At 37.9% G+C, this 23,590-nt stretch carries 19 protein-coding genes and 1 pseudogene; 12 read left to right on the plus strand and 8 right to left on the minus strand.

Going from position 1 to position 23,590, the window contains the following annotated elements; genetic code table 11:
- Positions 1-189: 189 nt before the first annotated feature.
- Complete coding sequence (gene nagA / locus KI363_RS07715) at positions 190-1,332, plus strand: N-acetylglucosamine-6-phosphate deacetylase (protein ID WP_212966014.1); 1,143 nt, start codon at positions 190-192, stop codon at positions 1,330-1,332.
- A gap of 75 nt (positions 1,333-1,407) precedes the next feature.
- Positions 1,408-2,115: a glucosamine-6-phosphate deaminase gene (gene nagB, locus KI363_RS07720; RefSeq protein ID WP_212966015.1), complete on the plus strand. Its 708-nt coding sequence runs from the start codon at positions 1,408-1,410 to the stop codon at positions 2,113-2,115.
- Positions 2,116-2,556: 441 nt separating this feature from the next.
- Here nagB and KI363_RS07725 read toward each other — a convergent pair whose 3' ends face one another.
- The 3 genes from KI363_RS07725 to KI363_RS07735 form a co-directional block, all read right to left on the minus strand.
- Entirely contained in the window at positions 2,557-3,798 is a 1,242-nt protein-coding gene (locus KI363_RS07725) for an efflux RND transporter periplasmic adaptor subunit (RefSeq protein WP_212966016.1), read from the minus strand.
- A gap of 35 nt (positions 3,799-3,833) precedes the next feature.
- On the minus strand, positions 3,834-4,496 hold the full coding sequence (locus KI363_RS07730) for a hypothetical protein (RefSeq protein ID WP_212966017.1): 663 nt from the start codon (positions 4,494-4,496) through the stop codon (positions 3,834-3,836).
- A gap of 185 nt (positions 4,497-4,681) precedes the next feature.
- Positions 4,682-5,083 carry a helix-turn-helix domain-containing protein gene (locus KI363_RS07735; RefSeq protein WP_158320753.1) on the minus strand — a complete coding sequence of 134 codons (402 nt, stop codon included), beginning with the start codon at positions 5,081-5,083 and terminating at the stop codon, positions 4,682-4,684.
- 191 nt (positions 5,084-5,274) lie between these two features.
- On the opposite strand from KI363_RS07735, the gene KI363_RS07740 reads away from it, so the two are divergent.
- The 8 genes from KI363_RS07740 to KI363_RS07775 all read left to right on the plus strand — a co-directional run bounded on the left by KI363_RS07740 (position 5,275) and on the right by KI363_RS07775 (position 14,682).
- The gene (locus tag KI363_RS07740; protein WP_212966018.1) at positions 5,275-5,712 is read left to right on the plus strand and encodes a hypothetical protein; all 438 of its coding nucleotides are present in this window, start codon (positions 5,275-5,277) and stop codon (positions 5,710-5,712) included.
- Between the two features lie 474 nt (positions 5,713-6,186).
- Positions 6,187-6,915, plus strand: coding sequence for a WecB/TagA/CpsF family glycosyltransferase (locus tag KI363_RS07745; protein ID WP_306345162.1), 729 nt, complete (start codon positions 6,187-6,189; stop codon positions 6,913-6,915).
- A gap of 379 nt (positions 6,916-7,294) precedes the next feature.
- Positions 7,295-8,359: a glycosyltransferase family 4 protein gene (locus KI363_RS07750; RefSeq protein WP_373306749.1), complete on the plus strand. Its 1,065-nt coding sequence runs from the start codon at positions 7,295-7,297 to the stop codon at positions 8,357-8,359.
- A 438-nt stretch (positions 8,360-8,797) separates the two neighbouring features.
- A complete protein-coding gene (locus tag KI363_RS07755; protein WP_212966019.1) occupies positions 8,798-9,925 on the plus strand; it encodes a GntR family transcriptional regulator in 1,128 nt (375 codons plus the stop codon).
- A gap of 159 nt (positions 9,926-10,084) precedes the next feature.
- A complete protein-coding gene (locus KI363_RS07760; RefSeq protein WP_212966020.1) occupies positions 10,085-11,377 on the plus strand; it encodes an ABC transporter substrate-binding protein in 1,293 nt (430 codons plus the stop codon).
- 81 nt (positions 11,378-11,458) lie between these two features.
- Entirely contained in the window at positions 11,459-12,403 is a 945-nt protein-coding gene (locus KI363_RS07765) for a carbohydrate ABC transporter permease (RefSeq protein ID WP_158320757.1), read from the plus strand.
- 10 nt (positions 12,404-12,413) lie between these two features.
- Entirely contained in the window at positions 12,414-13,238 is an 825-nt protein-coding gene (locus KI363_RS07770) for a carbohydrate ABC transporter permease (protein WP_158320758.1), read from the plus strand.
- A 151-nt stretch (positions 13,239-13,389) separates the two neighbouring features.
- Positions 13,390-14,682 (plus strand): ABC transporter substrate-binding protein, encoded by a 1,293-nt coding sequence (locus KI363_RS07775; protein WP_212966021.1) that lies wholly within the window; start codon positions 13,390-13,392, stop codon positions 14,680-14,682.
- A gap of 99 nt (positions 14,683-14,781) precedes the next feature.
- Here KI363_RS07775 and KI363_RS07780 read toward each other — a convergent pair whose 3' ends face one another.
- From KI363_RS07780 to tagD, 5 genes are all read right to left on the minus strand, one after another.
- Entirely contained in the window at positions 14,782-15,105 is a 324-nt protein-coding gene (locus tag KI363_RS07780; RefSeq protein WP_212966022.1) for a hypothetical protein, read from the minus strand.
- 268 nt (positions 15,106-15,373) lie between these two features.
- The gene (locus tag KI363_RS07785; protein ID WP_212966023.1) at positions 15,374-15,988 is read right to left on the minus strand and encodes an RpnC/YadD family protein; all 615 of its coding nucleotides are present in this window, start codon (positions 15,986-15,988) and stop codon (positions 15,374-15,376) included.
- Positions 15,989-16,189: 201 nt separating this feature from the next.
- Positions 16,190-17,227 (minus strand): LCP family protein, encoded by a 1,038-nt coding sequence (locus tag KI363_RS07790; RefSeq protein WP_212966024.1) that lies wholly within the window; start codon positions 17,225-17,227, stop codon positions 16,190-16,192.
- A gap of 214 nt (positions 17,228-17,441) precedes the next feature.
- On the minus strand, positions 17,442-18,560 hold the full coding sequence (locus KI363_RS07795; protein WP_212966025.1) for a CDP-glycerol glycerophosphotransferase family protein: 1,119 nt from the start codon (positions 18,558-18,560) through the stop codon (positions 17,442-17,444).
- 67 nt (positions 18,561-18,627) lie between these two features.
- Positions 18,628-19,026: a glycerol-3-phosphate cytidylyltransferase gene (gene tagD, locus KI363_RS07800; RefSeq protein ID WP_212966026.1), complete on the minus strand. Its 399-nt coding sequence runs from the start codon at positions 19,024-19,026 to the stop codon at positions 18,628-18,630.
- A gap of 508 nt (positions 19,027-19,534) precedes the next feature.
- On the opposite strand from tagD, the pseudogene KI363_RS07805 reads away from it, so the two are divergent.
- Both KI363_RS07805 and KI363_RS07810 read left to right on the plus strand, forming a co-directional pair.
- Positions 19,535-20,743, plus strand: a pseudogene (locus KI363_RS07805) (CDP-glycerol glycerophosphotransferase family protein); the annotation flags it as partial.
- Positions 20,744-20,886: 143 nt separating this feature from the next.
- Positions 20,887-23,253, plus strand: a complete 2,367-nt coding sequence (locus KI363_RS07810; protein ID WP_212966027.1) for a CDP-glycerol glycerophosphotransferase family protein — start codon at positions 20,887-20,889, stop codon at positions 23,251-23,253.
- Positions 23,254-23,590 lie beyond the last annotated feature (337 nt).

A 23,590-nucleotide genomic window follows, 5' to 3' on the forward strand; every position in this document is an offset into this window, starting at 1 on the left:
TACAATTTGTAACAATAATTTAACTTAAAAGCCATTTTTTGTAAAACTACATTCTCCTTTCCCCTAAAATTTTCATATTAAACCTATAATGCGTCTTATTTCATTTTTCAGAGAGATGTTTGTCATAATAACGTACTAGATTTATAATAGAAGTAAATAAACTTGTTGGAGAAAGTAGGGTGAAAAAGTTTGAAGCAAAAGGTTGTTATAAATGCTGAGATTTACCCAGGAGGAAAAGCTGAGCTAATTAAGCAGGGGTATATGCGTTTTTCTGAACAAATTAAAGAAGTAGGCACTATGAATGAGTATAAAGAACAGGAAGGCGAAACGGTTATAGACGCCAAAGGAAATCTCCTTATTCCTGGTATGATTGATATTCATATTCATGGTGGACATGGCATTGATTTTATGGATGCCAACCCTGAAGCAAATGTAGAGTTAAGTGATAAGCTAATGGAGGAAGGGGTCACTTCCTTTTTTGCGACAACGATGACACAGACGTATGATAATATTACCAGAGCAATGGAGACCATTCAAACAGCTAAAAAGATGGGAGCGCACATCGAGGGGGTTCATCTAGAAGGTCCTTTTATTAATCCAAAAAAGGCCGGAGCCCAAGATCCTCAGTTTATGGGGCCTGCCCAGATTGATACATTTCTAAAATGGTATGAAGCGTCCGGTGATCAGATTAAGCTTGTGACATATGCACCGGAATTAGAAGGAGCCCGAGAGTTCGAACAAGTGATGAAAGAGCGGGAAATTATTCCATCAGTCGGACATTCTGATGCTATTCGTGCAGAACTTCTTGAAAGTGCAGCAACACATGCCACACATTTATATAATGGCATGCGCGGGCTTCATCATCGTGAAGCGGGTGTTGCTGGCCATGCGTTAATTACGGAAGGTTTGCAAGTAGAAATCATTGCAGATGGCATTCATATTCATCCAGATATGATTAAACTGGCCTATCTCATTAAAGGGGCAGAAGGTATTTCTTTAATCTCTGATGCGATGATGGCGAAAGGGATGGAAAATGGTGATTATGAGTTAGGCGGTCAAAAGGTGATCGTGGTTGGTGGAGAAGCCCGTTTGGAAAATGGTTCACTAGCAGGTAGTGTTCTAACAATGGATCGCGCATTTCGCAATATCATCGAGTTCACCGGTTGTTCGATTGCTGAAGCTGTACAAATGACATCTAGTAACCAAGCACGTGAATTTGGATTAACCCAAAAAGGTCTTTTAGAAGCTGGGAAGGATGCAGATTTTGTATTAATGAACCCGCAATTCGAAGTTGAAAACACGTATCAGCTTGGAAAAAGCTTTAAAAAGTAAATGCAGGTTTTGGCAAAATCAATTAAAATACTACTGGATGATTCAGGAAAATGATCAATATGAGGGGGATGGAGAATGAAAATTATTACAGCAAAAAATGTTGAAGAAGCATCTGTAAAAGCATTTAATTTGGTGCAAGAAGGATTAGAAAACGGAACGATTCAAACATTAGGATTAGCAACAGGCAGCACACCATTAAAGTTTTACGCTGAAATGCGTGAAGCAAAACCAAACGTTGAAAATGTCACAACGGTGAACCTTGATGAATATATCGGTTTAGCAGCAGATGATCCACAAAGCTATCATTATTATATGGAAAATAAGTTGTTTAACAGCTTGAATTTTAAAGCATCTCACTTACCTAATGGGATGGCTGCTGATTTAGATGCAGAATGTGAACGTTACGAACAAATTTTAAAGGAGCACCCAGTAGATCTGCAAATTCTTGGTCTTGGAACCAATGGACATATTGGCTTTAACGAACCTGGAACCTCTTTTGATACAAAAACACATGTCGTTGAGCTGACGAAGGAAACAATTGAAGCAAATAAACGTTTTTTTGAAAAAGTAGAAGACGTGCCAACTCATGCGATTTCCATGGGAATTGCCTCGATTATGGCTGCGAAAAGCATTGTTCTACTGGCATTTGGGGAAGCCAAAGCAGAGGCCGTTCAGCAGATGGTCGAAGGTCCAGTGACAGAGGAATGCCCCGCCTCCGTTCTACAAAAACATCCAAATGTAACGATCATTTTAGATGAGGCGGCAGCAGGAAAACTAAAATAATCGTGAGTTGGTGAGCGAACCTCGCCACTCTTTCTAAATTAGGGGCGTGAGCGCGGGCGTATCTACGCTGGCCGTCCCCCTATTTGCGGAAAAGTGTAAAAAGGGGTACGGCGCGAGGGTTGGCCGTCCCCGTATTTGTGGGAAAGTGTAAAAGGGGGGACAGCGAGGAGGCTGGCCGTCCCCCTATTTGCGGAAAAGTGTAAAAGGAGGGACAGCGCGAAGGCTGGCCGTCCCCCTATTTGTGGAAAAGTGTAAAAGGGGGTACGGCGCGAAGGCTGGTCGTCCCCATATTTGCGGAAAAGTGTAAAAAGGGGGACGGCGAAAGGGTTGGCCGTCCCCGTATTTGTGGGAAAGTGTAAAAGGGGGTACAGCGCGAAGGCTGGCCGTCCCTATATTTGCAGAAAAGTGTAACAAGGGGGACAGCGTGAGAAGCCCGTCCCCTTATTTTTGTAACAGTCCAACTAATAAATATTTGATTATTTTTCTTGAACTGGCCTTTTTCCAAGTACTAAGAATTTGCTTGTCCCATTGGAAACTTGTAATAAAGGGGGTAGCCTCACTGACTTCTTTAGGGTCGGGAACGTAGTATTCACCGCTTTCAATGCCGCTCGTTAATTCTTGGCGATTGTTAACGTGTAAACCTAGTTTGACCATCCTTTTTTCAATTTTTCCATCCTCCGTGAGAACCCATAGAAAAGCTTGATCTTCTAACTTTTCCACACTCCTTTTTGAAACAACAGGGACATTGTTTGCTTGGGCTAAAATAATTTCAGTTTGGAGATGATGACCGATCCGCCATTTTTCCTCTGTAGACTCTGGATCCACTGTAAATCGGTAAAAACTCTCTTGGTCCAAGGCTACTTCCTCCAAAGGAAGATCTTCAATGATGCCTATTTTCCCAGGAATTGGCCCAGCGGATTGGCTAGAGTGAAGTTTTACTGGCATATCAGGTTCCACTTTTTCAACCAGATTCTCTGATAGTCGTCCTTCTATGATCGGATTTTCAGATGTGACAGTCATGATGGGATTTTCCAATTCAAAAGAAAGGGTCTCCACTTTCCCCTCATACGGGCTGAAAACGGTCAAACCTTTTATCCCTTCTTGAATCGAGCTTCGCTGTGTTTCATATTGGCGGATCAGTTCCTCTATATTCTTTTGATCCAGTTCTTTTTCAGCGATCACTTGATCAATCGATAAAGAGACCTCCCGGATTGAAGCTGCCTCCACGGAATCTGCCGTACGAGTATCCTCTGCGTCGTCATTCGTTCTTTTGAAAGAATTCACTGGATATATATTTGATTTCATTTTGACAAGCTCTTCAATATAGGTCATCACATTTTTCTTCTCTGCTTCCAAACGTGTGATCTCTGCTTCTAACAATGCTGTCTGTTCTTCTTGGTCAGAGCTTTCATATTCGAAGAGCGGTGTCCCTTTTTCTACGACGTCACCTTTTTTCACCAAGAACTGCTTAAACGGAACGTGTGTATCAATAAAAACAGGGTGTTTTTCATCGGCGACGACGACCCCTTCTGTCTGAAGGGTTTTCTCAAGATTCCCAGTAACTAAAGGCTTCCATTCAGAAAGATGTGTCACACGTTTGACCTTGCCCTCATCTTTCTCGATTAAAAAGATATTGAGGCCGATAAAAAGTACTACCATAAGCAAGAGCAAGCTTTTTTTCACAAGAATCACCAGCTTTTTATGTAGTAGGGCGATAATTATAAAAGGATTACAAAATTAATAACAGCCACAGCAGAAGTGAAACACCACGAAACCAAATGAATGCCTAAAACCATGAGCACAAGGGGAAAAGGAGTTAAAGAGCTCATCGTTCTTATCCCTCGATATTGTATGACCATGGCCCATACTTTAAAAATAGAAATAGAACCGAGTAAAAAAATCACATATTTATGTGTTAAAAGATACTGCCCGATCACGCCTAAAGATAAAGGAGAAGAATACCATGGCAGATCAAAGCCAATCGCTAAAATAATAAATGAAACCTGTTCCAATAATAAAATCGGCAAGATAAAGGCTTGAATCACCACAAATTTTGCATAAATCTCTTGCGAAAAAAGCCAAAAACAAAGGGAAGGTAATGTTAAAATCATCCCTCCATAGAAAAGTCCCAGCAAGAAACGACCTATGACAAAAAATCCTTTTAAACTTTCATATTCGATCGGCGACTCACGCAATAATGTTGGAGAAAGAACATGACTTCCAATTCCAAACCACCCAGAAAAAGCGAAAAGTGCCGCACTCACCAATAATAGACAAAAAATACGTAAGCGTAGCCCTTCGATTACTTCCGCTTTCGCTAGCTTAAAGAAACTCTGATTTGGATAAAACAATCCTTTAAAAATTCTTAATTCATAGATCAAAGAAATCCCCCGCTTCAAAAGTCGACATCTCTATTTTAAATGATTTTCACACAAAGATGTTAAAATTCTTTCTATTATTCTCAAAACAGGGACTTTCGAAGGTGATGAATAGGAATGATAGGATGAAAGGAGTGCTTGATAGCAGTGATTTCCGGATTGGAAGCAATGGGCCCGTCCAACTACGATTAGCGTTGGACGAGTTTCAGTATTTGTGGAAGAAAAGCACTTACGTCTCGTTGCGTTTTTTCGTCGGAATAAGAGAGGGAAACGAGGAACTTATATAGGTTCTCGTTGTTTTCAATCATGTCAAGAATCTTATTTAGCTCTGAATCCTTCGTGTGCTCTCGCAGCATCATCGGGGTGTAATCCTTTCCTGTCTCTTCACCAAATAGAATGCGCATTAAATGGTCTTGTGGAATGGCATAGGCACGCTGGAATTGTTGTAATGTTTCAATAGAGATTTGGCGTTTCCCATGTTCGTAATTGGAAAGGGCAGCCTGTGTCATATGGAGTCGTTTGATTGCTTCATCTTGACTAATTCCCAAGATTTCTTCTCGATATTTTTTTAGTTCTTGATGGAATGCCATACTACTTCCCCCATTTTAGCTTTTTTGTTAAAGATACCGACAATAGAGGAAAGAAGAGGGCTTTATAACAAAACATAATGAAAAATAACATAACAAGTTGATAACAGGAAGTAAATGACATACAGGGAAGTTAATATATAGGTACATTTAACTAAAGATAGGTCTTTTTAACCTTAGAGGAGGAATGAACTTTGAGTATGCATGTTGAAATAAGACGAATAATGACGTATGGAAAAATTGCGGGAAGGGGATATCGACTGGTTTGCCACGGAGACGTGGAGAATCATAGAGAAATAATATTAAGCCCCGTGACTTACTTCGTAGATCCTTTACAGAACTCCATGAGATCTATTCTAAAAACTACTGTGCTTTTATCACCATCCTTATTTGTCCAAACAGTCCTTGATTTAACGGTAAAAGTAAAAGACATGGAATGGGATATAAGAATGATCATTGATTTAAAGGATTGGCTCTTTTACATAGAAGATATAGGTGAAGGCTTATGTATGCCGGACGAAATAAAAGTGCTGATCTTTTCGTCCTTTAGTATTCAATGTCAACAAAAGACTCTGACCCTCGATGCATTAGCCGCGCGGAAACATATTATGAGTAAGCATTATCCTTTATAAATGAAAGCGCTAAAATGATATATAAAGGGGCTTTTATGCCCCTTGCTTAACGTTCGCCTTGAATAATTGGAAAAAAGTGCTTGCTCTAACGATTCAGCTCGTTTATTTCCAAGCAAAAAAACTTTGAAATTTAAACAATTCGTCATTAAATAGACATAAAAATAAGATAGAATGAAAGGGACCTAAGGTCAACAGGACGTTGATCACAAAGGCGTTGCGCCAGAACGGAGGCTCACAGGATGTGAGTCAGAACAGCGTTGCGCCAGGACGGCGCGTACTTAGCTGTTCATCCTTGACTTTAGCCTTTGATCCTTGAGGATGAAGCAAAAACAAACTTTGAAAGATGATGTGCGCAATAAGGAAATAATATTTTTGATGAGTGAAGTTCTACCATATCCATACTTGGTTTAGAAATGATATACTATAAAGGTATGTCAATAAATTGTGATACAGGAGTTAACCATATTGAAAAAAGTGGATATCCTTGGGGTGGAGTTTGACTTTACCACTCAACAGGAAATATTGAATATTTTACAGGATAAAATCGAGCGTAATAAAAAAGCCTTTGTTGTGACTGCGAATCCCGAGATTGTCATGTATGCTAATAAGGATCCTCAATATATGCATACTTTACAGTTCGCCAATCATATCATTGCAGATGGAGTCGGAGTGATATTAGGTTCGAAAATTGTTCGCCAGCCTCTGCCGGAAAGAATTGCAGGCTTTGATCTAATGATAGAATTACTATCTATCGCCAATCAAAAAGGGTTACGTGTCTTTTTTCTCGGTGCAAGCGAGCAAACACTGGAGAAGATGATTCCCAAGATCAAAAGGGATTATCCAAAATTAGTGATTGCAGGTTATCATCACGGATTTTTCAAAGGACATGAGCATAAAGTGAAGCAGATGGTAAAAGAAGCCAAAGCAGATCTTGTTTTTGTTGCTTTAGGATACCCAAAACAAGAAGAATGGATTCAGAAAAATATAGATTCCTTTGAAAAAGGGATCTTTATGGGAATTGGTGGTAGTTTTGATATTTTAGCAGGAACAGTGAAACGTGCTCCTGGATTTTGGCGGAATTTAAATCTGGAATGGTTATATCGGCTGATTCAACAGCCAACACGTTGGAAGAGAATGCTCGCATTGCCGACTTTTGTGAAAAAAATGTTTCAATATAGAAGAAAAAGTTCCGATAATATGTAACTTTTTCTTTTTCCGATCGTCAAAGAATATAAGATTAGTTGAAAACGAGCTTTATTTCGGCTATTATGTGATTAGGCAAAATTCGGCTTTTTTAAGCAGAAAATGATTATTTTATGACAGCTGATACTTGTAAAGAAATATAGCGTAAATGCTTCCATGTGGCTAACAGGATGTTGCTCACAAAGGCGTTGCGACAGAATGTCGCGAATCTAGCCTTTGATCTTTTATTGAATACAATGATACATTGTGGAGCAATAAAGCCATGCTCAGCTACGAAAAGGGCGTATACGCAATAATTCCTAATAATGGGATAAATGTCATTAATCGATATGTCTAGTTACGATAAAATGTGCAATAGTAAGGGCAAGGGGGTTACAAATTGGATCTGCTTTATTTTTTTATATGCTTTGTTGCCTCAATCATCTTAACACCTATCGTCAAAAAATTTGCAATCAAATGGAATGTAACCGATAAACCGAACGATCGGAAAGTACATAGTAAAGCCATGCCTTACCTGGGTGGGCTTGCTATTTATATAAGTTTTATTCTAGGGCTGATCCTATCTCATGAAGATAGTCCATATTTATGGCCGATTATCATCGGAAGTGGGATTATTATCATCACGGGCATTCTGGATGATATTTATGACCTTGCTCCACGCTATAAATTCATCGGCCAGCTCCTTGCGGCTATCGTTGCTTTAGTTGGAGGCTTTGACTTAGAATTCATCAACCTCCCGTTCGGCGGACAAATGGAGTTCGGATACCTTTCTGTCCCACTTACCATTCTGTGGATTGTTGGTATTACAAATGCCATTAACTTTATTGATGGATTAGATGGGCTGGCAGCTGGAGTTTCGTCGATTGCCCTTGTAACATTGAGTATTATGTCTTTAATCCAAGGAGATTTTTTCGTTTTAACAATCGCTCTTGTATTGCTGGGCAGTACACTTGGATTTTTACCTTATAACTTTTATCCAGCGAAAATTTTCATGGGAGATTCAGGTGCCTTATTTTTAGGCTATATGATAGCTGTATTATCCCTACTCGGATTTAAAAATGTTACGTTCCTGTCATTCGTCATCCCAATTATTATTCTCGGTGTTCCCATTTCCGATACATTTTTTGCGATGATGCGCCGATTTATGCAAAAGAAACCATTGTCATCAGCTGATAAGCTCCATTTACACCACCGTCTGCTAAGTTCTGGTTTCTCGCACCGTCAAACAGTGTTGATCATTTATGGTATTGCCATTATGTTTAGTCTAGCAGCCATCATTTTCTCCATGGCAACCATTTGGGGATCGTTACTCATCATAGCCCTCCTGCTACTGCTCATTGAATTATTTGCAGAGCTCATAGGACTTGCTGGAAAAGACTACAAACCAATCTTAAAATTCATGCGACCTAGAACTCAAAATAGTCGCTATGATGATCGAGTATAAAAACAAGAGCATTCGTTCAATCGCGAGGCTCTTGTTTTTTTTGTTGCTTAGGAATTTATAAAATCCTAGCTTGTGGATAAGCTGCTTATATTGTGGTTGACATCCAGCTCCAGCGCCTAGCGACTAGCAAATTTACGTCTTCTTCCTACGATAAGTCAATATCGGTTCGTTCTTCGTCCTCACCGTGTTTCCTTTATCTCGTCAGAAGCCTTTAAATTTGTACGTCGCTGAACAGGCGCTTGCGCTTTTGTTCTGAATTAAATTCGGGCGTGCTAGGGTTGCCTTAATACATGTTTTAAAGTTGATGTGGTTGTTATATCAAGTTGAGAGTTATAAAATTTATAATCGTTTTTTCTGTTTTTTCATGAGAAGAGAAAAATTTATGTTAAATTCATTTATAATGCAGGATAAATAATCTAAGACTAAAGGGTGAAATGTGTGAACAAGCCATTGTACAGAGAGATTTATGAAAGTATTCTTAACAAAATTAATGAAGGGGAATGGAAATATGGAGATAAAATTCCTTCAGAAAAGGAATTGGCAGATCAATTTAACGTAAGCAGAATTACTTCTAAAAAAGCTTTGGATTTACTTTCCCAAGAAAAACGGATTAAGCGTATTCAGGGGAAAGGCTCATTTGTTACGAAGGGGGCAGCAAGTAACTCTTCTGTAACGTTAGAAGCAAATTCCCAGCTTAGGAAGGATATTTTTACTGTCGGGCTGATTATTTCCGACTTCTCAGAAAGCTTTGGTGTGACGTTAGTGAAACAAATTGAGAAAGAAATTACGAAGCTCGGCGGATTATTATACCTTAAATTGTCATTAGAAAATGTAGTAGAAGAAGAAAAGGCGATAGAGGAACTTTTGGATATCGGAGTAGATGGCTTGATTATTCTGCCTGTTCATGGTGAACATTACAACATGAAAATATTGGAGCTAGTATTAAGAAAGTTTCCTCTTGTCCTCATCGATCGGTATCTACGGGGAATTCAAGCAAGTGCGGTTTTAACAGATAATATTCGCGCGTCTACCGTAGCGACAAATTATTTGTTCTCTCTGGGACATAGGGAAGTTGCCTATATTACTCCTCCAGATGATGGGACAACAGTATTGGCAGATCGCTTAACGGGTTACCAGCAAGCTTTTCATCAGCAGCAGTATCCGTATAATCCAGAAATTATATTAACGAGCAGTGTTACAGATTATTTAGTTTTCAAGGAACAGGGGGCCGCATTTGAAGAAGAGCTTAAAAAAATCCAACAATTCTTGCTGGAAAACCCAACCATTACTGGATTTGTCTCTTGCCGCTACTCATTAGCGATTGTTCTTCAACACGTTATCCACACAATAGGGAAGGAGGTTCCCAAAGATTATTCTGTTGTTTGCTTTGATTCGCCCAAGATGAATATTGGTCCATTTCCATTTACACATATTCTCCAGGACGAGGTGGGGATCGCGAAGAAGACGGTTCTGTTATTACATGAGAAAATGAAGGGAAAAAATCATACAGAAAAAGAACTCGTTCAGTTTGAATTAATAGAGGGGCTATCGACTAGAGAAGTATGATACTTTCTTCTCTTTTTTTATATTACTAGTTGACATGTTGTTATATGTTAATATAACATATACTTACTAACAGGGACTGTTGTTATGAAGGTTGTGTAAGCGTTACATGTAAGTGGTACCCTGTATAGAATTGTTAAAAATATCCGGAGGTGAAGGGAAATGAAAAATAAATTTGGCATGATTATTTTGTTTAGTATTCTATTACTCTCGTTATTTTTGACTGCTTGTTCATCAAAGGAAACAGATAGTAAAGGGGAAAAAGAGGGAGTGACCACGGTTAAATTTTGGCATTCTCAAACCAATAAAGGGCTTGATGCAATGAACGCAGTGATTAAGGCCTTTGAAGAGAGTCACCCTGACATTAAGATTGATGCCACCTATGTTGCAAACCAGGGGGAAGGGCAAAACGAGAAATTATTAGCCGCTGTTGCTGGGGGAAATGCACCAGATGTTGCCTATTTTGATCGATTTGAAATTGGATCATGGGCGGCCCAAGGGTCATTAGAAGATTTGTCTAGTATGGCAGAGGAAGCTGGAATTAATCGAGAAAACTTTTATCCATTTGCATGGGATGAAGCTTCTTACGATGGTAAACTCTATGGTTTACCAATTACAACGGATTCACGATTAGTCTTTTTTAATATCGACCAATTTGAAGAAGTTGGACTGGATCCAGACAATCCTCCAAAGACCATTACAGAATTAGAAGAAGCCGCAGAGAAACTGACGATTAAAAAAGGAAATAGATTTGAAAGAATTGGTTTTATTCCCTGGTATGGTCAAGGCTGGCTATATACTTGGGGATGGTCATTCGGTGGTGACTTCTATGATGAAGAAACCGGTAAAGTGACAGCCAATGACCCGAAAGTTGTAGAAGCACTTCAGTGGGAAGCTGATTTTGCTAAAAAATATGATGTAGAAGACATTGCTGGTTTTACAGATTCCCAAGGTTCCGAAGCAATGGACCCTTTTATCACGGGACAAATAAGTATGAAAGTAAGTGGACCCTTCGATGTTCCGAATATTAAAAAATTCAAACCTGATTTGAACTATGGTGTGTTCCCTGTGCCTACTCCAACTGGGGAAGATCATACAACCTGGTCAGGGGGCTGGTCTGTCGTTATGCCAAAAGGGGCTAAAAATAAAGAAGCAGGTTTTGAATTTATGGAATTCTTCGCAAGTGAAGAAGGACAAAAGATATTTAGTGAAATTATCGGGGATTTTGCAGCAATCGATTCAGTTAACGAAGAACTGGGTTATAAAGATGATCCGATTTTAGGTGAATTTGTCAAAATACTACCAAATGCTCATCATCGACCTGTGATCAAAGAAGGTTCACTTTATTGGAATGAATTATCAGATGCTGTTGAAAATGCAACTCGAGGAAAGGGAACACCAAAAGAGCTGTTAGATAAGGTTACGGAAAAGGTAAACAAAGCATTGGACTCTTAATGTAGGCGACTTTTAAAAGGGGGAAAGAGGCGCTCACTTCTTTCCCAAAATTCTAATCTCCAAATGAGAGGGGACAAGAAAATGGAATCAACCGTTAAAAAAAGAGCCACCACCGCAAGGGTAAACAAACCGAAAAAACGTTCTAGTTATGAACGAAATATTGAATGGCATGGCTGGTTATTTGCTTCACCCTGGATAATTGGCTTAATATTATTTTTTGCTTTTCCGTTGTTTGCTTCGATTTATTTTAGTTTTACAACATACAGTATTTTACAGCCGGGAGACTTTGTTGGATTGCAAAATTATAAGGATTTAATGCACGATGGTCTCTTTTGGAAATCAATCTATAACACCGTATATTTTGCTGTTTTATTTGTACCATTAAGTATCCTGTTCGGTGTTAGCTTAGCAATGATGTTAAACGTAAAGGTAAAAGGCATGGCGATCTATCGGACAATTTTCTTCCTGCCAACCTTGGTCCCGCAGGTTGCATTGGCGGTTCTATGGATGTGGTTGTTAAACCCTGGATTTGGTTTAGTCAATGGCTTCCTTAGTTCAATCGGGATTGAAGGGCCTTCTTGGTTAGGAAGTGAAGTGTGGTCAAAACCATCTTTGATTTTTATGTCTTTATGGGGAATCGGACAGGCTGTTGTGATTTATTTGGCTGGTCTTGCCGATATCTCGCAAGATTACTATGATGCTGCTAACGTGGACGGAGCGAATTGGTTTCAAAAGACATTAAACATTACATTACCTTTATTATCGCCTGTGATTTTTTATAACTTAGTGATGGGAGTAATCGGGGCTTTTCAGCAATTTACCTTACCATATACGCTAACACAAGGAAAAGGATCTCCGGCTAATTCTTTAACATTCTATGTTATGTATCTCTATGACAATGGTTTTAAATATTTTAAAATGGGCTACGCCTCGGCAATGGCTTGGATTCTCTTTGTGATTATTATGGTTTTAACCGGGATTATCTTTCTGACGTCAAAACGATGGGTTCATTATCAAGGGGAGTAGGAGGGTTCATATGCAAATTCGAGCGAGTAAAGTCATCACTCACATATTATTAATAGCCGCTTCATTATTCTTTATTATTCCGTTTTTATGGCTCATTTCAACTTCTTTGAAACCGCTAACGCAAATATTCACCTTTCCACCTGAATGGATTCCAAGACCATTTGAGTGGAGTAATTATATCAATGCGATGGAACATATTCCCTTTTTCACGTATTTAAAAAATACGGCTGTCATCACTTTATTCAGTACTCTTGGAGTTGTTTTATCCTGTCCATTGATCGCTTATAGTTTTGCAAAATTACAGTGGCGGGGGAGGAATGTACTTTTTGTGATTACGATTGCAGTGATGATGATTCCGGCACAAGTGACGATGATTCCATTGTTTTTGCTGTTTAATAAGCTGGGATGGGTCGGAACTCCTTTACCACTGATTGTTCCTTCCTTTTTCGGGATGCCGCTTTATATCTTTTTGTTAAGACAATTTTTTATGGGATTACCGGCAAGTTTAATTGATGCTGCGAGGATCGATGGGGCTAGTGAATTTCGAATCTATTGGCAAATTATGTTACCGCTAGCGAAACCAGCAGTCTTAGCAGTCGGATTATTCCAATTCATGGCAAGTTGGACGGATTTCCTTGGCCCACTTCTTTATCTAACTGATGAATCTGCCTATACTTTATCGCTTGGATTACAACAATTCCAAAACCAGCAAGGTTCTGAATGGGGCATGATGATGGCTGTTGCGACCATGATGACTTTACCTGTCATTATTCTTTTCTTCTTCTTACAAAAAACGTTTATTAATGGGATTACGTTTAGTGGGATTAAAGGATAGTTTTTAGTCTATAACGGCTAAAAAGCCATACCCTGTCAATTTCTAAGAAGGGCAGGTGATACGGGAAAGGCTACCTACAAGTCGATATGTGAATAGACGGTAATATGGATTTACTTCTTAAATGTTGGAAAATTTTTGGAGGTGATGAAGAATGAAAAGTAGATTTGGAATGGTCCTTGTGTCTAGTCTACTCTTAGTATCGCTAGTTTTATCGGGTTGTTCTTCAAAGGACTCTAGTGGAAATGGAACCGAGGATAAAAGGACGACGGTGAAACTTTGGCATCCGCTTACGAATGAAGGGCTTACGGCAATCAACGCAGTGATTGAGGCATTTGAAAAAAATCATCCGGAAATCAAAATTGATGCGACCTATGTGGCGAACCAAGGAGAAGGACAGAATGAAAAGCTACTAGCAGCCATTGCTGGAGGAAATCCCCCAGATGTGGCTTACTTTGACCGTTTTGAAATTGGTTCATGGGCGAATCAAGGTTCACTTGAAGAGTTAACCGAAATGGCGGAAAAGGAAGGGGTCACAAAGGACAAATTTTATCCTTTTGCTTGGGATGAGGCGAATTACGATGACAAACTTTATGGATTACCTATCACCACGGATGCCCGCTTAGTGTATTTCAACATTGATCAGTTTAAGGAGGTTGGCCTCGACCCCAATGATCCACCTAAAACCATTGCGGAATTAGAAGAGGCGGCGGAAAAACTAACAATAAAGAAGGGGAATAAGTTTGAAAGAGTCGGATTTATTCCATGGTATGCGCAAGGTTGGTTATATACTTGGGGTTGGTCCTTTGGTGGTGACTTCTATGATGAGGAAACCAAAAAAGTCACAGCGAACGATCCAAAGGTTGTAGAAGCACTTCAATGGGAAGTGGATTTTGCCAAAAAATATAATGTGGAAGATATTGCAGGATTTACAGATTCCCAAGGTTCTGCCGCGATGGACCCTTTTATTACCGGGCAAATAAGCATGAAAGTTAGTAATCCTGGTGATGTATTAAATATAAAGAAATATAAACCTGATTTAAATTTTGATGTTTTCCCTATCCCCACACCATCTGGACAAGACCACACGACTTGGTCAGGGGGGTGGTCAGCTGTTATGCCGAAAGGGGCCAAAAATAAAGAAGCTGGCTTTGAATTTATGAAATTTTTTGCAAGTGAAGAAGGACAAAAAATATTTAGTGAATTAAGTGGAGCTTTTGCAACAATTGATTCCGTTAACGAAGAAATCGGCTATAAGGATGATCCTATCTTCGGAAAATTTATCGAGATGTTACCAGTTGCTCATCATCGACCGGTGATTAAAGAAGGTTCGCTTTATTGGAATGAATTATCAGATGCTGTTGAAAAAGCAACCCGTGGAAAGGGCACCCCACAAGAACTTTTAGACGAGGTAACGGAAAAAGTAAACAAAGAATTAGACTCTTAGTTAAAACGACTTTCAAAAGGGAAAGGGAGCAAAAACCCCTTTCCCTTTGCTTCTGCATTTTAAACACGGCAAAAGATCCGCCTAGGGCCCGTATAAAAATTATAACTTCTTTTTCAATTCTTCAATTTCCTCTTTTTTCAATTTCGTTACTTTAACAATCAATTCGCTGGATAACCCTTCTTTTAGCATCTCTACAGCAACTTTTCGCTTGCCACTTTTTTCTCCGATCTCTTTCCCTTTCTCGATCCCTTTCTCTTCATAAGAAATGGGGATTTCCATAATTTTGATTCTTTCTGCTTCGTCCATATAATTGATTTCGTTCATCAATTGTTTCTCCTCCTCTTCGTCTAGTGTTAAATAGCGTTCGAAAAATCCATAGACCAATCTTTGTCTGGCCGGATCCAGCTCCATTTTCACAAGCATTCTGAGGAATTCCTTTTTGAAGGATAGGAAAGAAATTTTGGCTAATGTCAGGTCCAGCTCCAGCGCCCAGCGACTAGCAAACTTTCGGTGCCTTCCTACGATAAGTCAACATCAGCTCGCCTTTCAATGTCTAGCTGCAGGCGGTAGGGGCTCGAGGTCAAATAACCTGGAATTCTGGAAGGGAAAGAACGCCCTTCCAGATTCCAGAACATTTGCTTGTCGCCCCTGAACAACCGCCTTCCGCTTTTCGTGGCTCACTGTGTTTCCTTTATCTCGTCAGGCCCCTAAAAAGTTTGTACGTCGCTAAACGGGCGCTTGCGCTTTTCTTAACTTGAACCTTTTCTTTTTCAGTATATCCCATTTTACTCAAAAGCGCTGCAGCTGCAGGATTGTTTGAGTCGATATAAGCTCGCCAATTTTGTTTTCGCAGATGAAGTGTCAAATAATTAAAAGTCAGTACATGAAAGAAAGGGAAGGCAATGGTATACTGATTCTTCTCCCAGTTTTCCTCGTAACTAAAAACAGCGATGGGAATAATCGGCTTCCTATACTTGTTATACAGAAGACTGAAGTATTGATACATGCGCTTATGAAAATAGGTTTGCTGAGAGCTCTGCGGTTCAACATGGATGACAATGACTGATTTTGTACCTTTTAGTGTAGTTTCGATGACAATATCCAGCCTCCGCGTTTCTCCTTCAATTAAATCGGTAAAAACTTCTTCTGATAAAGGCGTTAGATCATGAAAATCAACAAATGGATGGACTTCAGGAAAAAACGCCTCCAAGAATTCTTCGAAAAACGTATGAATCAATTCTTTGAATAGCTGATCGTGCCGGATATAGTCAGGAGGGCTTTCTCTAACCAACTGTGCTAGAGGCATAGTGACACTTCCTTTGTAGAGTTTAATGAGGATAAATCGAGGTGTAGTTCTATCTTCATTATACTAAAAAGAGGGAAAATAGAAAGGGTTTACGCTATTTATACACAGGAAATTAAACAAAATTCGAGCCGTGCCATTAACAGCAAAAAAGCAATTTAAAAACCCCCACTTGCACATTTTTGCAAGTGGGGGAGGACTTGGTTATTCTTCATTAGGAGCAGGTTCAGCAACATTATTCGTAACGTCGGTTGCTGGTTCTAAGCCTAGATGTTGTCTTAAGGCAAGGGTGGTTTCGGTTAGTGCTTCTTCATCAAGCTGCCAGTAATAAACATTATTACCAGCACTGTTCGGAATATAGGCATCATAACCATCAAGGGTCATCGTATTAATCGATAAATTTCCTGAAATTCCATAGTCAGCAAAAGCTTTAATTTCATCAAAAGTCATATTTGTTTTCATATTGTTTCCAATGGCATCAATGATCTGACCAAATTTCGGAATTGCCGTACCTGATGCAGCCTTCTTGGCGATGGCTTTAATCACTTCTTGTTGTCTTTTTCCACGTTCAATATCATTATCCATTTTTCTCGTTCTAGCAAAGGCTAAAGCTTCTTCGCCATCCAGTGTCTGCAATCCAGCTTCCAATGAGATCGCATTAGCACGATCCTTGGAATCTTGTTCAGAAAAGGCAAATGGTACATCAATCTCCACGCCACCGAGGGCATCGATAATCTCCATGAATGCTTCAAAATCAACACGCACATAATAATCGACGGGAATATCCAAAAGATTCTCAACCGTTTCAATCGTTGCCTTTGGCCCGCCAAATTTATGAGCATGGTTAATTTTTGTTGAATACCCAACCTCGTCGATATACGCATACGTATCACGAGGAATGGATAAAAGGTTCACAGACTTTTGTTTTTCATTCAGGGTTGCCAGTAACAGGGCATCTGAACGTGTATTCTCTCCTTGACTACGTTTTGCACTTTCATCAATCCCGATAAATAAGATCGACACGTTATCAATTTTAGGATCCACTTTCTTATCACGTAAATCTGATTTTCCATCACGATCATCTTGATAAGAATTAGCCATCATATCTTCTGCTTTTGTATATATATGCACTCCGTAGCTAATAGCTCCAGCCGCTACCAGTAAAATCGGAAAAATCAAAAACCAAAAAATGCGTCTATTACGTATTTTCTTATTGGACACTTTTATTTGTTGTCTTCCCATAAGGATTAGACTCCTTTTTTTTAAAAATTTCTCTTACCTCTTACAATGCGCTTACGAAAAATAAATATACTACAAACTATAATACTATGAAAGTCTGATTAGGTAAAATACATTTTGATGACAAATCATGTAAAACCGTGTAAAAAAAGTAACTAGAGAAAAAGACTTGGGGATTCATACAATAAAAAAAGGAGTCAATATTGGACTCCTTTCGCTATCCCTCCAAAGATCCAGAAGGTGAATTTTGTTCGGAAGGTGAGAATAAAGCATGTACTAATTGCTCGCTCGATTTTCCTTTTGAATACTCATTCCAATCCTGGGCAAACTCTTCGATTTGTTGTAAATGAAAGTCTTGGTTTTGAATGCTTTCGATCAATTCGTCTGTTGTTTGTACAATCGGTCCAGGAACAAGGTTCTCATAATTTTCCCAAAATCCACGGGTGCGGCTATATTCTTCTAAATCATAGGCGAAAAAGATCATCGGCTTTTGTAATAAGGAAAATTCAAATGGAATCGAAGAGTAATCTGAAATTAATATATCCGTAACCATCAATAAATGATTAACATCAGGAAAATGAGACACATCATAGATAAAATCAGGATAATGATTTGTCCAATCCGCTTGAATTGCAGGATGTAATCTCAAAAACAGTACATAATCTTCGTTAAACGCTTGATACATTTTTTCAAGGTCAAGGGCTAGTTTAGAAACATGCATTTGATCATCACGGAAAGTGGGGGCATACAAAATCACATGTTTTTCTCGGATAACGGGATAATGATAAGCTATCTCTGATTCAACAATTTGCTGAGTTAATTCATCAAAAAAGAAATCCGTTCTCGGGATTCCTGTTCGCAAAATCCGTTCAGCAGGTATCCCAAAGCTCTGTTGGAAAATCTCACTCATTTTCTCACTACCAACAACGACATGAGTCTGTTGCTGATATACTTTTTGAAACCGGGCTTGAGCTCGAGGGGTACGGTAGTAAATAGAGGGATCCTTTAACCCGAATTTTTTCACCGCTCCAGCCGCATGCCATAATTGAACACGAGCTACTTCTTTGCGAAAGGGCGCGGCCGCTAAAAAGCCAAAATAGTTATCCACGAAAATATGAGACGATATCGCTAAGTGAAAGACCGACCGCAACCAATGGATAGGGGATGTAGGTTCAAAATTTAATATAATCCAATCAGGATAACCTGCAAAATCCAGCTTACAGGAACTTGTTTTCAAAATGACAATCGGGATATCTGGATGTATTTTTTCTAAGGCACTCGCCGTATACAGAACGTTATCTCCAAACGAAGCGACAAAGGCTGCTTGTTTTTTCAAAGGGTACAACTTGAAAAGGGAGAAAACAATCTGAAAGACCCATAAATATAAAGTAATTGCTAATTCTCTAACCATTATTCGTTTGATTCAAATCCTCTTTTATTTTTGTTGTGGAAATACCAACCGTTCTTGGCAAATAAACCACTTGACAATATTCTTTTAAAAAGTCAAACTTACCTTGCCAATCATCCCCCATGACAAACACATCAACATCATACTTCTTCACATCATCTATTTTCTGATCCCAGGAATACTCCGGGATTACCTCATCCACATAACGGACAGCTTCCAAAATGGCTTTACGCTGTTCATAGGAATAATACGCCTTCTTACCTTTAATCGCATTAAACTCATCCGTTGAAATGGCCACAATCAAATAATCCCCATACTCTTTCGCTCGTCGCAAAATATTAATATGACCTGTATGGAGAAGATCGAATGTTCCATAGGTTATTGCTTTTTTCAATTTGGGAACCTCCGTAAGAAGTTTGTCATTAGTATACCTTTTCCGTGGTGTCACATCAAAATTCATAGTTATAAAAAATAGAGAAGTATGTGGATCTCTTAATGTTTACATAATTGCTTTAGTGATGATAATGATACAAATAACAGTTACATTCGTCAAAGGTAAAATTGCATATTTTTATGGCTTATTTAAATAAGCCGTTCTTTAATATACAATCCGAAGAATTGGTTCCTAAATCAACACAACTGTAATGTTTGTAATCGAAAAATACTTTCATATTGCCTATTTCCTTTGGCCGTTGCCGATTTTTGTTGTTTTTCGTTATTATTGTATCAAACACCTCTCCAATTTGGTAGCTTTTTTCCAGTTGATTAACGATGCCAAGCCTAGAGGTGTTTTCTTTTAATGCCTGTTCGATAGCTATATTTTTATTCGTTAGCATAAACGGATGAAAAACGACAAAATGCTGGTTTTGAGAAGAAGAAATCGGCTGAATTTATGGGAATAAAGAGGAGGAAGAGATACAGTGACGTCGTTGTGGAGTAAAATTTCTCGCAGTCAATTTATGCTGTTTCTATATAAAATGGTTTTTAAACTAATTGGACAACTCCCCCCCAACAAGGATCTTATTATTTTTGAAAGTTTCCACGGAAAGCAATATAGTGATAACCCAAGGGCGATATATGAGTACTTGGAAGAGCATCATTCTGAATATGAAATGTACTGGAGTATTGACAAGAGATATATGGAACAATTTAGAAATATGCGCAATATAAAATGTTTACAGCGCTTCTCGTTTCAATGGTTAATAAAAATGGCTAGAGCCCGATATTGGATCGTAAACACCAGGCTACCATTATGGATTCCAAAACCAAGAAATACGATGTATGTTCAAACATGGCATGGAACGCCTCTAAAAAGGCTAGGTGCGGATATAGAAGAGGTACATATGCCGGGAACCAATACAGAGAAATATAAACAGAATTTTACTCGTGAAGCAGCGAAATGGGATTTTCTCATATCACCTAACGAATACTCAACTAAAATATTTACTAGAGCTTTTGATTATCATAAAACAATTGTTGAATCAGGGTATCCGAGAAATGACTTTTTAATAAATCATAATAATGAAGAAACAATTCTAGCAATTAAAAAGAGAGAAGGCATCCCTTTTAATAAAAAAGTGATTTTATATGCTCCTACCTGGAGGGATGATCAATTTTATTCAAAAGGAAAGTATAAATTTAACCTTCATTTAGATCTGGAAGAAATGAGAGAGCGTTTGGGAGATCAATATATTTTAATTCTAAGATTACATTATCTTGTTTCTGAAAATCTAGACTTATCTGGGAATGAGGATTTTGTCATCGACTTATCTAATCATGAGGATATAAGAGAACTTTATGTGATTTCAGATATGTTGATTACAGATTATTCATCTGTTTTTTTTGATTATGCAAATCTTAAACGTCCGATGTTGTTTTATGTGTATGATTTAGAAGAATATAGGGATAATTTAAGAGGATTTTACTTTGACTTTGAAAACAAAGCTCCAGGTCCACTTGTTAAAAACACGGATGACTTAATGAAAGAAATTAAATTGATAGAAGAAAATGGTTATACATCTTCAAAGGTAACAATGGAATTCAATGAGAGATTTTGTTCCTTAGAAGATGGTCAGGCAAGTAAAAGAGTAATAAATGAAATTTTGCTTTAGATGAGACAAATCATCTCATATCCGCTCGGTTTAAAGGTATATTCAAATCGGAAGTATAATGTTGCGGGGATGATCAAAATATAATGGTCAATAGACAATTTTGTAAAATTTTGATGCAAACGAAAAAATGGAGTGTAGATTAAATGGAAATTTATGATTCCGCATTTGAAGTGATTGAGAGCCATCCTGATTCAATAGAATTGTACTCAAAAATAGATAATAAAATGCATAAAATTCACTTTGCATCTCTTCAATTGAATGAACCAAAGCAGGTAGCAACACTAGAAACAGATGATAAGGTGTTTCTTAAGTATATCCCTAAACAGAATGTTGTTTTCTTATTATATGCGTATAATAATATAATCTATTGTATTCTGGAAGAGGAAGAAATCTCTGCAAATGTCACGAATGAAAATTACTATAACTATCATATTGAAAACTTTTATGCCTCTGCACAAATATATCAAATAGGCTCATCACGAATAGGCATGGTCGATCAAAATGGGGAACGTTTATTTATAATTGATGACTTTCTCACCAATAACCAAAATCCGCTTCATTATCAATATGATATGGGATTTACTACCACGGAGTTTCGATACACCGTTGTTTCCATTATAAGTTATAGTAAATACAACATTGTCATTACATATGATTTGTTTCGTAAAGAGTTTATTGCAGATAAAGTCTTTTTAAAAATCGTAAAACCTCATAAAGATATGAACATAAAGTTACTGAGTAAAAACACGATTCAGATAAATAGTGAAAATGCTTCAAGAGAAGTGAAATTTACTTCCCTTCCCAAAGGAAGGAGATATAAACTCCTTAACCATAATCAGGTAAAAGACGGAGACAAAGAAAACATATTATCCATTGTTAGTATAAATAAGAAGCGCTATTATATTTTTAGCAGTCATAGAGGGATCTATATAGTAAAAGGTGACCCATATAAGGTTACGGGAAATCAATCCAACTTAAGGGTGATCTTGACTAAAAGGAATTTATACGTTTTCGGGCGTCTGACTCACTATGCCTATCGTGCGCACGGTCGATATGAAAATTTGTATTTACAGAATGCGGATAGAAAAATTGGGAAGTTTTTTCGACCCTTCAAGTCAATAAAGTATTTGCAAAGGTTCGGTCTATTTAAAGTACCTGTAAAATCCTTAATGGTAGAAGGGCGAATCCATAATAACCTATTGGTGGGCAACGAAGAGATTCCCATTCATAATTTAAGAAGAAGAAAAAGAGATAAAAAGGCCACCACGCTTTCTTTTAAAAAGCATGGTGATCAATTAATGGTCATAAGAACAAATCTGGGTGGGAACTTAACAGCAACCGTTGTTCCATTTACTGAAGAGTATAAACTAATAAACCGGGTAAAAATTAAGCTTGCTCACCTCACATCGAAGTTGTTTCCTACAAAGGGAAAAAATGTCAATCTTTATTTTGAAAAGAAAAGTGAAAAGGCAGATGAATCGGGATTTCGCGTGTTTGAAGAAGTGATGAAGAATCATCCATCGACATCTGAAAACTATTTTATTATTAACGCTCATTCCGATCGATATGCTGAATTGAGGGAAATATATGGAGCAAACATTATTGCCAAATACAGTTTTAGACATTATTTGAATATATTTCGAGCAAATTATTTTATTGCGAGTGAACTTTCTAACCATTTGTTAAATGACCGCCTATATATTGATGAAATTCGCAGTAAAATCATGTCTGTTCCCCTTATATTTTTGCAACATGGGATCATGTTCGCAAAGCCTGTAGATAACCCAATGGCTTACGGATTCCATAAAGATAAAAATTTATATAATATGCATAAATCCGTTATAAGTTCAGAATTAGAAGCGAATGAATTTTACAAAATGGGTTACAGTGATCAAGATTTAATTCTAACGGGATTGGCAACATTAGATGTTGCTAAGCTTGATGAAAATGCTGATAAAATTGCTTATATGCCAACGTATAGATATTGGGAGGAAGCATTAATATATAACAATGAAATCAAGAAAACATCTTATTACAAATCCATTATGAAGGTAGTGGAAGCATTTAAGAAAGCAGAACTTCTTGATCGACTGATCATTGTTCCCCACAATAAGTTTTCGCAATTCATATACGAAAACATTCCGGAATATAAGGATATCATTGAAAGTAACCCTTCTGAAGCTTTAAAAAAAGCACAAGTTTTTATTACCGATTATTCTTCGGCTATTTATGATGCAATCTTCAGAGGAGCTTATCCCATCTTTTATTGGGAAGAAAAGGATTATTTAATTACAAACTATAAAGCAATCCCGCCTGTCAATGAAGAAAATGCACCTGGACCAATCGCCAATTCAACAGATGAGTTGATAAGATTCGTACAAAACGCAATCAAGCGCGATTATGTTTTAGAAGAAGAGTATCAAGAAAGATATTTAAAAATAAATAAGTTTAATGATCGCAAAAACACGAAGAGGATTGTGCAGCATTTAATGGAAGAAAATATCATATAGTTAAGCTGCCCGGGAATTTATTCCCCAATATCTCGATGTATTTTACTTTTTTGATAAGTAAGCGTATTGTAGATCAATATTGAGCATTGGTGAGCAGGAAACACAATAGCTTAACTAATTCAAATCCTCTATAATAGTATGGATATTTCCACTATTATAGAGTTTTTTTACTTGCATTAGGTGCAAATTTGGGTATTGCTTTCTATCAAACCCATATTCCGCGCTACACCTACCACGCAAAATTTTTTCTGAAAAGCCCACTGTCATAAAGGCAACCGATCATTGCTCTTATGACAGTGTTTTATAAATAATGACAGCACACAACATATATCGACAC

The sequence above is a fragment of the Lederbergia ruris genome (assembly GCF_018332955.1).
Taxonomy (GTDB): domain Bacteria; phylum Bacillota; class Bacilli; order Bacillales; family Bacillaceae_C; genus Lederbergia; species Lederbergia ruris.

Bases quoted from the DNA above. Each gene is read 5' to 3' on its own strand.
- nagB (WP_212966015.1), top strand. From the start codon at position 1,408: ATGAAAATTATTACAGCAAAAAATGTTGAAGAAGCATCTGTAAAAGCA.
- KI363_RS07735 (WP_158320753.1), bottom strand. From the start codon at position 5,083: ATGGCATTCCATCAAGAACTAAAAAAATATCGAGAAGAAATCTTGGGA.
- KI363_RS07760 (WP_212966020.1), top strand. From the start codon at position 10,085: ATGAAAAATAAATTTGGCATGATTATTTTGTTTAGTATTCTATTACTC.
- KI363_RS07765 (WP_158320757.1), top strand. From the start codon at position 11,459: ATGGAATCAACCGTTAAAAAAAGAGCCACCACCGCAAGGGTAAACAAA.
- KI363_RS07770 (WP_158320758.1), top strand. From the start codon at position 12,414: ATGCAAATTCGAGCGAGTAAAGTCATCACTCACATATTATTAATAGCC.
- KI363_RS07775 (WP_212966021.1), top strand. From the start codon at position 13,390: ATGAAAAGTAGATTTGGAATGGTCCTTGTGTCTAGTCTACTCTTAGTA.
- KI363_RS07780 (WP_212966022.1), bottom strand. From the start codon at position 15,105: ATGCTTGTGAAAATGGAGCTGGATCCGGCCAGACAAAGATTGGTCTAT.
- KI363_RS07785 (WP_212966023.1), bottom strand. From the start codon at position 15,988: ATGCCTCTAGCACAGTTGGTTAGAGAAAGCCCTCCTGACTATATCCGG.
- KI363_RS07790 (WP_212966024.1), bottom strand. From the start codon at position 17,227: ATGGGAAGACAACAAATAAAAGTGTCCAATAAGAAAATACGTAATAGA.
- KI363_RS07810 (WP_212966027.1), top strand. From the start codon at position 20,887: ATGGAAATTTATGATTCCGCATTTGAAGTGATTGAGAGCCATCCTGAT.